The 13,226-nt window shown below is 39.3% G+C and carries 5 protein-coding genes; 1 reads left to right on the top strand and 4 read right to left on the bottom strand.

Going from position 1 to position 13,226, the window contains the following annotated elements:
* Positions 1 to 5: 5 nt before the first annotated feature.
* On the bottom strand, positions 6 to 2,348 hold the full coding sequence (locus CWD91_RS04530) for a PSD1 and planctomycete cytochrome C domain-containing protein (protein WP_103439721.1): 2,343 nt from the start codon (positions 2,346 to 2,348) through the stop codon (positions 6 to 8).
* Between the two features lie 398 nt (positions 2,349 to 2,746).
* Here CWD91_RS04530 and CWD91_RS04525 point away from each other — a divergent pair, with 398 nt between their 5' ends.
* Complete coding sequence (locus CWD91_RS04525; RefSeq protein WP_157943711.1) at positions 2,747 to 3,760, top strand: DUF5005 domain-containing protein; 1,014 nt, start codon at positions 2,747 to 2,749, stop codon at positions 3,758 to 3,760.
* A 717-nt stretch (positions 3,761 to 4,477) separates the two neighbouring features.
* Here CWD91_RS04525 and CWD91_RS04515 read toward each other — a convergent pair.
* The 3 genes from CWD91_RS04515 to CWD91_RS04505 form a co-directional block, all read right to left on the bottom strand.
* Positions 4,478 to 7,840 (bottom strand): VCBS repeat-containing protein, encoded by a 3,363-nt coding sequence (locus CWD91_RS04515; RefSeq protein WP_239985647.1) that lies wholly within the window; start codon positions 7,838 to 7,840, stop codon positions 4,478 to 4,480.
* Between the two features lie 254 nt (positions 7,841 to 8,094).
* Positions 8,095 to 9,924 (bottom strand): RagB/SusD family nutrient uptake outer membrane protein, encoded by a 1,830-nt coding sequence (locus tag CWD91_RS04510; RefSeq protein ID WP_103439718.1) that lies wholly within the window; start codon positions 9,922 to 9,924, stop codon positions 8,095 to 8,097.
* Between the two features lie 10 nt (positions 9,925 to 9,934).
* On the bottom strand, positions 9,935 to 13,075 hold the full coding sequence (locus CWD91_RS04505) for a SusC/RagA family TonB-linked outer membrane protein (protein ID WP_103439717.1): 3,141 nt from the start codon (positions 13,073 to 13,075) through the stop codon (positions 9,935 to 9,937).
* Between the last annotated feature and the right edge of the window lie 151 nt (positions 13,076 to 13,226).

The raw sequence follows: 13,226 nt of genomic DNA, 5'->3' as shown, positions 1-13,226 counted from the left end.
AATCGTTATTCTTTGGTAATTGTTTCATCTAGATTATATATCACCTGTGCTGTTAACATAAGTGCGGCTGTTTTTGCCGGATCGGTATCCAATCTCTTATATTCGCCTTGGGCAATCAATTTTTCAGCATTTTCCTTGTTCTTCAAGAAATTATCCAAGGCATCGGTATAATATTCCTCCAAAACCTTTTTTTCTTCCTCTTTGGGATTACGAACCAATATGCGCTGAAAAACAGTGGTGACCCATTGCTTGGCATCTTTAGTATCAGTAATGGTATTTTCCGCCAATACTCTAGCCGACTCCAACATCTGGACGTCGTTCTGAAGTGCCAGTGCCTGTAAGGGAGTATTGGTCTTCTGTCTCCTTACTTCGCAAATGTCCCTATTTGGCGCATCAAAAATGGACATACTTGGCGGTGGCAATGTCCTTTTCCATAAAGTATACAAGGATCGTCTGTACAATTTGTCGCCTTCATCGGCAACATAGGTAGTAAGGACTCCTCTATTTCCACCAGCATTGGTCTCTTCCCAAAGGCCAGGGGGCTGATAAGGTTTTACACTGGGTCCACCAATTTCTTTGTTCAACAGCCCGCTTGTAGCCAAAACATAATCGCGAATGATCTCCCCGCTCATCCTAAATCTTGGGGATCTTGAAAGCCACTTGTTGTCAGGGTCCGCCTTTTTGGACTCTTCAGTGGCAATGGAACTTTGTTGGTAAGTGGCGGAAAGCATTATTTTTTTTAATAAATATTTAATGTCCCAATTATTATCCATAAAATCTCTCGCCAACCAATCCAACAATTGTGGATGGGTGGGCAGACTTCCCTGTACCCCAAAATCCTCTGCAGTAACTACAAGTCCGTTCCCGAACAACATCCCCCAGACCCTGTTCACAAAGACCCTTGAGGTCAATGGATTGTTCTCATCGGTCATCCATTGGGCCAATCCCAATCTGTTTTTTGGAAGTTTGTCGGAAAAGGGAAATATTATTTCAGGAGCACTGGGGGTCACTTCCTCTCCTGGACTGTCATATTCGCCACGATTGAAAATATATGTCTTTCTAGGTGTGGAGTCGTTCATGACCATCACCTTGACCGCTTCTCCTTCAGCCTTATTGATAAAGGATAGAACCCCTTTGGACTCTTTATCGGTAATGGTCATGAATGGTGCGTCTGCAAAATATTTCTGATTGGCAGCTTGTACCGCATCCATACGCAGGCCTTTTTCATTAACATTGTTGAAGAAGGAATAGATTTCAAAATAATTTTGTTGGGATAACTGATCGTATTTATGGTCGTGACATTTGGCGCATTCCAGGGTAAGGCCCAAAATGCCCTTCCCTAAGGTATTGGTACGATCCACCACATAATAGGATTGGTATTCATCCTGGATTACACCGCCCTCTTGGGTTATAGGGTGGTTCCTATTGAATCCGGTAGCCAAAATTTGCTCCTTATTCGCATTGGGCATCAGATCGCCAGCCATTTGCATGGTCAAGAACTCATCATAGGGCAGGTTGTTGTTAAAAGCATGGATCACCCAATCGCGCCAGGGCCACATACTCCTATAGCTGTCATCTTGATAGCCATGTGAATCCGCATATCTCGCCACATCCAACCAGACTTGGGTCATTCGCTCCCCATATGCGGGGGAGGCTAAAAACTCATCTATGGCCTGTTCCAAAACATCCACCTTGGAATTGGAAAGATAGTGCTGGACCTGTTTGGCATTTGGCGGCAGCCCAGTAAGGTCCAAACTCATTCGTCTGATCAGTGTGTGTTCTTCCGCTTTTTGGGACGGAACCAGATCGTTCTCCTCCATCTTTTCCAAAATAAAGGCATCGATTTCATTTTGGACCCAATCCGCCAGTTCCGTTTTTGGCAGGTCCGCTTTCTTGGGCGGGATAAAGGCCCAATGTTTTTCAAACTTGGCGCCTTGTTCTATCCATTTTTTTAAAAGTTTCTTTTCATAGGAATTCAGTGCCAATTGGGAATCCGGCGGAGGCATCAACTGCTTTGGGTCATCGGAAACCACATGCTGGTACAAAAGACTATGACCAGGCTTTCCGGCTACAATGGCAAACTTACCGGGATTCTCCGGCAATTGTGACAATGCGGCCTCCTCCAGGTCCAGACGTAGGCCCGCTTTTCGCTTATTGGCATCAGGGCCATGACAGGTATAGCAATTATCCGAAAGAATAGGCTTTATATGGAAATTATAGTCCACGACTTCTGGCAGCTTTTGATTGATGTACCCATCCTGGGAAGTTTTAAAAAATCCCGATTTAAATGCAAACAATAAAGCAACCAAGCCCAATAAAATAACTACTATACCAACTTTTTGTTTCATTAGGGAACTACATTTTCAATTGTTTAAGTTCTAGGAGGGAAGAACTGTAAAATTATCCATTCTCCTATGAGAGGATACTGCCGCTCAATTTACATATATGATATTATTTATACTAAAATAACAACATATTTTGGATAAAAGGCGTAAATTTTTCATAATTAACGTCACCAATGTCAAATATAATAATAATATATTTATCATGTTCATACATATGAACAAATTGATTTTTATTAATACCTTTAAAAAAAATCACAAAAGTGGCAATTCCAATAAAAATATATTTAACTAAGAAATTCTTTCAACAAATTTCTATTGTGATTTTGGTTATTTTAAATACCAACTGTCGCAGTAGCCACAATATCAATCCTAAGCACCAAGACAAAACTGACGCACGACTTGTGACCAAAGCTGATTCTTTCAATAATCTGGTCACAGTAGATAGTTTAGGAATTACTGGTGCTGATGGTGTAATTTCTTTTCCCTTGGATGATAACAAATCTATATTCATGATGGGAGATTCTTTTTTAACCCCTGTCCGAAACAAGAAAAGGGATGTTAATAGTCCTATGATCAACAATACCTTTATTTTAATCAACAAAAAAAAAGACACCCACAAGGCATTGTATAATGATGCATCAATAGTGCCGGATGCACTATTAAAGCCAACCAATGGAAATCCAAAGGAATACTATTGGCCAGGACATGGTTTTCAAAAAAATGGAATAATCCATATTTTTATGTCCCGGTTTCTACATGGGGATTATGATTGGGGCTTTAAATTTTCAGGAACCGATTATATTCGTTTGGATAAAAACACTTTAGAGGTTAACAGCCAAGAAAACTTTCCCTATTCAAACCAAAATAATGTGCATTATGGACATTCCATATTGACTGAAGGGAATGAAATCTATATATACGGGTCTTGGAGTGATAAGGATTCTACTGCCCTGCATGTTGCAAGAGCAACTTTTGACCTAGAAAAAAATGAAATAAACAGGGTTAAATTTTTTGATGGCAAGACCTGGGTCTCAGACCCCTTGACAAGTAAACCTTTGATTGGAATCCATAAACCAGTACCAGAACAATTTTCCGTCTTTAAGCAAGGAGATATATATGTTTTGATTCTACAAGCAAGGGAACTGGGAAACGGAAATATATACTCATACGTTGCCGACGCCCCTTGGGGACCTTGGCGTAATGAAAAATTATTGTACCATACCACTGAACAGGAGAATGTTAAAGATCAGATTTTTACGTATAATGCTATGGCCCACCCTCAATACATAACGGATAATAAATTATTGATTTCCTACTGCGTCAACAGCTTTGACGTCAAAAAAATCCATGAAGTAAATACCGATTACTACCGACCAAAATTCATCTGGGTCCCCATGGAAATGATTTTGGAATAACTGGAGCCAATAAAATAATTGGAAGGTCTTTATTTCCACGCGCTCAACTTTGCAAATTAGGTTCAAATCGCGATTACTACCTCATGTTATCCCAAAAATAGAACGTACAACCTAATTGTGGAAATGACTAAATAAAGATTGTTCAGGTTGGTCTTTAAGGTCATTTTTTTATGGCTTTAGGTTTTATAGGTTTTTCATCAATATCAATCGTTTCGTAATACGTACACTACTAAAAATCATGGGAGTAAAACAAAGGTTGCAGGAGTATATTTTCCAAGTATACTTCTAAAATTTCAAAAATAGAGGATTGTTCATTACGATCAGTCAGTAATTTTACTGCCAAATACGAAATTTTATTATCTATGGAAACACATGTCAATGCAAGAATGCCAAATGAACATAGAATTGCTTTTTTCATTAGGGGAAAATTAATTCATTGATAATGCTATCCTACCCAAATAGGCCGTTATTAAGATTCCTTTTTAAATGAAAAAACTTAAAGGAATTCAAAGAATCCACTTTAGAAAATATTTAGTCGATAAAAACCACAGACCCATCTATTTATTATCATAATTGAATCTGTGGTCAAAAAACTAAACTAACTCAACTTCTATTATACTTTATTACAGGGATACGTTTTGCCCCACAGTATCCATAATTCTCATTAGAAGCTAATGAACATTATTACATTGGGAAAACGATTCCTGCATCGGCCAACTAATTTGAAATTTTAAGCAGCTGCAAATAATCATTGTTTTTGGCAAAAAGTATCCCTTCTTGACCCCCTGTCAACCTAATTTTTTCTATGGCTTTTACCTCACCCTTCGCCATTATACCACTTTCATAGGGCATTCTGCTACTAAAAGAACCTTTCCCGTTACCAACCATCAAAGCGCCAAAACTGGAATCATTTCTCGGTGTTTCCACTTCGGAACCATACAAGTTGCCTCCTATTACCAAATCCATATTTCCGTCATTGTCAAAATCTTCAGCCAAGATCGTGTTAATAGAAGATATCTGTGCTAAATTGTCCAATGGACTAATTTTAAATTTGTGACCGCCTAGATTCTCCATGTATACACTTGCAAAGCTACCCACTTTAAATTGCAAGGATTCATTCAATTCATCAGTAGTATATACGTCTGCCAAGCTTGCAGCTGCAAAAGACTTATAATCTTTGAATTTATAACTTATAACAGGAATCTGTTCCGATGAGCACCCTTTACCTCTAACAGGATATTCTGTTCCACTTTCAAAATAACTTAAGACAATATCGTTCTTATTGTTCCGATCAAAATCTCTCATATAGATACCAAATGGTTCTTTTTCAGTAGCCTGATATTTGTAATTTAGACCAAGATTTCCCAGTACAAAATCAAGATCTCCGTCATGATCAAAATCTTCACTGGTCATACCAAACCACCAACCATTAGTTCCAGAAAACCCCATTTTTTCGGTTTCATTTACAAATTTCCCTTTATTATTATTAAAATAGGAAATAGGCATCCATTCCCCTACAACCATTAAATCCAAATAACTATCATCATCAAAATCTACCCATTCAGCCTTGGTAACCATTCCAATATTTGCCAGCCCAGGCGAAATTTCTTCGGTAACATCCACAAATTTTATACCCGATGTAGAACTCTCATTCCTAAGGATATAACTTCTGGGGGCAACTGGGTAATTTCTTGGGGTCAACCTTCCACCCACAAAGAGGTCCATATCTCCGTCATTGTCAAAATCTCCAGCAACTACACAGGATCCACTACTGTTCGTTTTCGGAAGGGCAGTACTATTTTTTCTAAATTTCCCTTGGCCCTCATTTATATACAAACGGTCTTGATAATAATCACTTTCAGCTTCAGCTTCATTGCCCCCGCTTACTACATAAAGGTCTTGTAATCCATCACCATTGGCGTCAAAAAAGGTTGCACCTACATCCTCTTGTTTTTTATCCGATTCCCAAACCTCATCTAAAATTTCAATAAAAATGCCTTCTTCATTCTGATAAAACATCTTTGCGGCCTGTCCATACGCTCCTCCAATATAAATATCGTCCAAACCATTGTTATCAATATCACCTACTGCCATTGCCGGGCCGTACTCCGATGTTTTATGAGGAAGTAGAACCTGGTATGTAAAATCGTTAAATGGATTTTCTTCGTGCTTAAACTTCAACTGAACTTGCTCCGTTATGTCCTCAAAAAGGGGTTTTGCCACTTCTTTTTGAAATTTACCTTTTGTTTTCGCATCATTATAATCAACTGCAAGGAGTTGATTGGCCTTAACATTGGTTAAAAGCTGTTCTTTCCCATCTTGCCAAAGTATCCTGACTTTATCTATGGTATTCTTTTTTCCTATTCCAAAATGCAATATTGGTTCTACCGATGATTGAAATCCTCGGGTCAAAGTCAATTCCTGAAATTGAGTCTCCCCATTGTCTTCCAACCATATTTTACAGCCTAAACCAAAAGCATTGTCTTTAGGGCCATTCATTTTAACTCTTAAAAAATTATTCAATTTCCGGTCGCTCGCCTTATTTTCATAGAGTATACTTTTATCGTCCAGATTGTTTACTACCAAATCCAAATCACCGTCATTGTCAAGGTCGGCATAGGCCACTCCATTGGAAAATCCTTCATAATCGATCCCCCATTGTTGCCCTATATCCTCAAAAGAAAGATCTGCTTTATTTTTGAAGGCAAAGTTCCTGATTTTTTCAAAAGGTAATCTCTTTGTTAGTTCCAAATCATTCAATTTGTCTGTTTCCTCTTTAGGAACGGCAAAAAAATCTTGATTGTTTATGTCTCGTCTAACTCCGTTCGTCACATAAACGTCCTTAAAACCATCATTATCAAAATCGGCAAATAAAGCAGCCCAACTCCAATCCGTTGAAGACAATCCAGACATTCGGGCAACATCCCCAAATCGTGGCAATCCATCCTTGTCATTGCCCATATTCAATTGCAGGGTGTTCGTCGAGTACTGATGATGCAGTCCATTTCTTACGATATCATTGAATCTATCGGTATCCATACTAGCCATGTTTTCTTTGATCCTGCTGTTACTTTTGGGTAACATATCCACTTGCAGCAGGTCCAATAAACCATCATTGTTAAAATCGGCAACATCTGAACCCATGGAAAAATAAGAAGTATGATTGGTTAGCTTTAAATTTTGATCGGAAAAGGAACCATCCTTGTTATTGATCAAAAAATAATCGGGTGTAACAAAGTCATTGCACACATAAAGGTCGGGCCAACCATCTTGATTAAAATCGCCTACGGAAATTCCCAAGGAGAGTCCGTATTTCGCCAAATTTGCCTCCTGGGTCACATCAGCAAATTTCCCATTACCATCATTCCTGTATAGTCGATCGCTTTGATCATAAGGAGTACCCAAATTGGTGTAGTTCAAATATTTCTCCATGTTCTGGCCAGGAGAGGTCATTGGGTAGTTTGCTACATACAGATCTTGATCACCATCAAGATCATAATCAAAAAATACGGCCTGGGTAGTATTTCCAGTATCCGCCAAGCCATAATTTTCTGCCGATTCGGTGAAAGTGGGGTTGGCGCCAACCTTGGCATCATTAATAAATAATAAATTTTTTCTAGTAACCCATTTTCCTGAAACACTAACATATATATCCAGCCATCCGTCCTGATTGGCATCTCCTAAAGTAACGCCAGTTACCCACCTATTATCCGCGACAACCCCTGCTTCTTTGGAAATATCCTCAAACTGCAAATTCCCTTTGTTGAGATACATTTTATTCTCCACCATATTTCCGGTAAGATAAATATCCTGAAGGCCATCATTGTTAAAATCTCCTATGGCTACGCCGCCACCCATATAAAGATAGAGGTAGCTAAAATAGTTGATCGAATCGTTCTCCGTTATGTTGTTTGAAAAATCGATTCCCGAACGTTCCGATGATAATTTTTCAAATAGGCCTATTGAATTATCATCTGTTGAAGTTTCACAACTAGTAAATAGGACCACTATAAGAAGGGGTAAAAGAAATACTCTAACCCTCTTAAAACAGTTCATAAGGCCTAAAACAAATTTTGACATTATTAATTTTTTTTAACTAAACTAACATAATTCCTACATTTATCCATACCACTCTCATCAACAAACAATTAATTTCCGATTGAATAGAACGAAACCCGTCTAATTCATGTAAAACTAGACGGATTCAATTCAAATTATAAGTTTACAGAAATAGACAAATAATTTAATATTTGACATTTAAGTTATGTGGCAAGTTAGCTACATAATGACTGCTTTAGAACTAATCACCATCCAACAACTAACGTTACCGGTCATTAATACCCCGGATTTTGCTCCAGTGCTCCGTCACTTTTATTTATTTCATCAATAGGTATTGGCATTAAATAATAGTAATCTCCGGGCCAGGGTGCTCTTGTTGTAGCCGTAGTAATTTTGCCATACTCATAACTTAGTTTGCCTCCATCGGACCAGTCCTTTTTAAGACTTGTAATTCCTCTGGCAGGATTAAGATCCACCAATCCAGGTGCCGCTTTCCATCTCATAAGGTCATAAAAACGTGAGTCTTCCAAGTTTAATTCTACTACGCGTTCACTTCTATATACACGGACCAGATCAGCACCACTCTCTGTAACATCGGGCATATTGACCGATTCCCTTTTACGCACCCTATTAATGTAGTCACGCGCTAGAGGTTCATTGCCTAGTGCCATTTGAATTTCGGCATAATTCAACAAGAATTCTCCCAATCTAAAATAGGAGGTCACATTATCATAGTCATGGTCCCAACTGGCCCTAGGGCTGGTAAAATCAGTCAACTTTCTAAACGCATACCCGGTTTGTATGTTCCAATGGAAAGGCGTTTTTCCAGCAACCCAGAATGACTTGGAGTCTTTTCCGAAATCAAAAATAGTTTCACCATTCCAATCAGGATTCTCCATAGGAATATCTGGGTTTGCATCCTCCCAATATTCATAAGCCCGCTCTGCGCTCTTGGATCCATCAAAAATTTGAACAACAGCTCCCGAATAGAGAACATTTACATAATATCGCGGATCTCTGTTCAAATTTGGGAGCTGATCGTCATAACCGGAAGTCGGATTTATGGTGATTCCATCTTCAAGATATGGGTATTCCCCATTTGTCATCTGAAATGTGTTTACAAAATTCTGAGTAGGCGTAACTCTCTGGTTCGCATCAAAGCCACTGGGCCAGAAATCATAATTATACCCCCATCCGCCTTGTGATGCCACTCTGTTTAGACTCGTATAACTTCTGGCAAGTATGATTTCGTCCTCCGCAACTGGATCATGAAATAATTCCATATAATCGGGATGTAACGTAAACCCAGATTCAATGACCGCTTTTGTGGCCACCTCAGCAGCTTGCCATTTGGATAAGTCATTGTTAGGGTTGTTCAAAGGGCTTGCCATATACAATAGCATTCTGGCCTTTAAAGCCATTGCCGCCTGTTTGGAGGCAGCCCCTGAGGGTGCATCCCCATGATTCTTAAGAAGCGGAATGGCCTTTTCAGCTTCTGAAATTACAAATGCGGCAACCTCATCGTAGGTGTTTCGTGGAACACTATAGGACTCTTCTGTCAAACTAAAAGTTTCGGTAATTAACGGAACACCTCCAAAATGCCTGCTTAATTCAAAATACATATAGGCCCTTAAAAAGAGCATCTGGCCTACTAGAGGATCTAGAATATCCTTATCCATAGTTGAACCCTCTACTTTTTCGAAAAAAACATTCACATTGGTAATATACTTGTATTGATGGGCCCATAACCCATTTGTAAGGGCGTCCACATTTTCTGGAGTCATCCCACCTTGAAGATATTCCTCTCCCGGCCCCCCTATATCATTTGTTTGTGTTTGTATAAAGGCCAGATCCGTTAAACCTATAAGCCCTCCAGCAGACGGCCGATAATGAACTTTAATGCCATTATAGGTGGAAGCAACATAGCCATTCAAAAAAATGGGGTCGTTAAAAACGTCTTCCTCTGGAATGGCGTACAATGGACTTTTGTCCAACAAATCATCATTACATGACAATACCAATGTGGCACCCATAATCACAACTAAGAGAATGGGAATGGCGTTCTTTATATTCTTCAATTTATTGATGTTTATTAAATTTCTCATAGTTATCTTTTTAAAAAGCTAGATTTAAACCAAAACTTATTGTTTTTAAAGGAGGATAACCCCCATTGTCTTGCTCGGGATCTCCATAACCGTATTTATCCAATTTTGAGAATGTCAACAAATTATAACCACTGGCAAAGAATCTTAATTGATCAATACCAAATTTATTCATAATATCTTTTGGAAAACTATATCCGAATTCCATAGATTTTAAACGAACATAAGATGCATCCCGGTACCAAAAATCACTAGCGGAATTTCCTAAAGTTGTTGTCCCTACCCTGGGGAGCAAGGCATCCGTACGATCTAAAGTATAGCTATTTTGTGCAGCATAATCAAATGAATTCCCTCCGGCCCCTGAATTGAAACCGTTGCTCAATGCTCTTTGTACCTTGGTGGCACCTTGGAATAATACCGTAAAATCAAAATTCTTATAATTCAGATCCAAATTTAAACCAAATTGAAGTCTTGGAGTTTGAAGTGGGTCATAGCGATATCTGTCATCGCCATTGATCTGACCATCCCCACTTAGGTCTGCAAAAATCAATTGGCCAAGACCAGCATTGGGATAATTCACGTTACTGTCCAAATCTGCTTGGGTCCTGTAAATGCCAATAGATTCATATACCAAATTCGAACCAAAAGGTTGCCCTTCCAATTTCTGATATTTAAAATCGGTAGGCGTTTCGTCAAAATATATGATCTTGTTTTTGGCATAGGTCAAAGTCCCTCCCAGACCAAGGCCCAATTCACCCAATTTTTGATTATATCTAAATGAAAAATCGATTCCCTTATTTTCCATTTCCCCAATATTCTCATCGGGCAGATCTAGACCGGTATATGCCGGAATAGACGCTATTCTTCGACCCAATATGTTAGTGGTCTTAATTATAAAGTAATCCAATTCAAAGTTCAGCGCGCCCTCAAACAAGCCCATTTCGAGCCCAATATCTAGATTGTCTGATACCTCCCAAGTAATATTTGGATTGGCAACACCATCTGGCACCACCCCTTTTACATCTTGGTTGCCCCAAACATATCCATCTCCGATTATACCGAAACCGGGTGGTTCACTGTACTTATAAACAGCTAAGTATTGAAATTGATCCACCCTATCGTTACCTAACTGCCCCCAAGAGCTCCTAAGCTTTAAATGGTTCACTAGATTATTCTTGAAAAAGGATTCCTCAGAAATCACCCAACCCGCAGATACGCCAGGGAAAAAACCAAATCGCGAATCTTTTGGAAAGGTTATGGACCCATCATATCTAAAATTAAATCCGAACAGATATTTTGATTTATAGTCATACGACAAGCGACCAAAATAATTTCTTCTCGCATTTACACTTCCGGAACCAAAATTCCTGAAATTTGCAGTGTCTTCGCTGCCCGCAAAAAGTTGATCGATCGATTTAGAAGCAAACCCCAATCGTGACGTCCAAAAGTAATTACCTTTACCTTCGCTTTGTTCATAGGCTACGAAGGCATCCAACCTATGGTCCTCGCCTATAATCGTAGAATAGGCAATTCTTGCATTTAATGTTATGGCCTCTTCTTGTTCAAATCTTTCTGTCAGTCCTTCAGGATCTATATCCCTTGCCTTGACTTTAATAATTTCACCCTCCAAATTTTTCTCCCAATAGTCCCATGGCCAATTGAATGCCTTATCATATTGCCAGGTTCTGTTAAAGGCGGCAAAGCCTTCCAAAGATAGGCCTTCCACACCCGGAATTTTATATTTATAGGTTAATCTCGAGGTCAACACATGATCCGCCTCCCTCTGGTATCCAACACCTCTGACCCTGGCAGCCTGATTTAAATGGGACCATCCTTGGGTCGGGTAACGGGTGTCTCCATCAACAAATGCTTCTACAAGGGGGCTGGTATTACCACTACCGCCAGCACCACCACCTTGAGGATATTGGGAGTTTTTTTGACGTAGAGCAATATCCAAGCCTATATCCAGATTATCATTAGCCTTGACATCCAGATTCATCCTTACATTGTATTGTCTGTTTTTTGTTTTGTTGTCTCCCACCAAAAGTCCCCCTTGAGACGATGTTCCCAAAGACGTAAAATACCTGATCCGCTCAGATCCTCCAGACATTGTCAAAGACTGCCTCTTCTGTAAAGCAGATCGACCTCCGTAAAAGGCTTCCAACCAGTTCTCGGATTTTCTCGCCCCGGATTTAAAGTTATCTATGGTCTCATTAGGAAAAGAAGGGTCAGCCCCATTCAGTATATCAGCCGAATTTACGATATTCATATAATCCACCGCATTTGCATATTCCCTTTGTTTTGCCAAACTCTGGAAACTTAACGAAGAATTATAATCAACCTGCATTTTCCCGGTTTTACCTCTTTTTGTGGTAATCAATATAACACCACCAGCAGATTGTGCCCCATAAATTGCTGCAGAGGCATCCTTTAATACAGTGACTGTCTCAATATCATTGGGGTCCAATCTATCTATCCCATCTGCATTGGCAACCCCGTCAATGACGATAAGTGCACCACTATTGCGATAGGTATTTGTTCCTCTTACCTGAATTGTTGCATCATCCCTACCTGGTGTTGAGCTGTTCTGAGTAATAAAAACTCCGGACATACGACCTGCCAGGGAATTCGCCATAGAAACAGAGGGTGATTTATTAATTGTCTCACCAGATACCTGAACAACGGCATTGGTAACCTTTGCCTTTATCTGAGTTCCATATCCCACAACGATAACTTCGTCCAACTGGCTGGCATCCAACTCCATATTCACATCAACTGTCGATGACGCACCAACTATTACCTCCTTGCTCGAATATCCTATATATGAAAAAACCAGGACACTGTTTTCACTACCGACTGTAATACTGTAGTTTCCGTCGAAATCGGCCGCCACACCATTAGTGGTGCCTTTTTCCAATACACTAACACCTGGAAGAGGCACTCCGTTTTCATCTACGACTTGCCCGGATACACTTTGCTGATAAACAGCATTAAAAGTGATACTCTCTACTTCCTCAAGGAGTTTAGATTCCTTGTTTTTGTTTAGAATATTATCATTTGCCCATAAACCAGTGCATAGGAGAAAAGATAAAATAAAGAAGTACGCATTGTAATTGGCCCATGGCCGGCCACGTAAGAATAGTTTGCTTTTCATTTTAGGTTTAATTGATTGGTTAATAATTAAGCTTGTGCTCCTAAATCCCTTCACATTGGCCTTACTCAAAAGATTCTACTTTTTTAAGAAATGTAAAGTTTGAGATTATGATAAATCGATTAAGATGTCAGTTATTCTATTTCAAAGTGCA

This window comes from Arenibacter hampyeongensis (assembly GCF_002909255.1).
Taxonomy (GTDB): Bacteria; Bacteroidota; Bacteroidia; order Flavobacteriales; family Flavobacteriaceae; genus Arenibacter; species Arenibacter hampyeongensis.
The sequence above is the reverse complement of the archived record's forward strand: the minus strand, read 5'-3'. Positions and strand labels throughout refer to the sequence as shown.

Coding starts and splice junctions, on each gene's coding strand:
- CWD91_RS04530 (WP_103439721.1), bottom strand. CDS start 2,348: ATGAAACAAAAAGTTGGTATAGTAGTTATTTTATTGGGCTTGGTTGCT.
- CWD91_RS04510 (WP_103439718.1), bottom strand. CDS start 9,924: ATGAGAAATTTAATAAACATCAATAAATTGAAGAATATAAAGAACGCC.
- CWD91_RS04505 (WP_103439717.1), bottom strand. CDS start 13,075: ATGAAAAGCAAACTATTCTTACGTGGCCGGCCATGGGCCAATTACAAT.
- CWD91_RS04515 (WP_239985647.1), bottom strand. CDS start 7,840: ATGTCAAAATTTGTTTTAGGCCTTATGAACTGTTTTAAGAGGGTTAGA.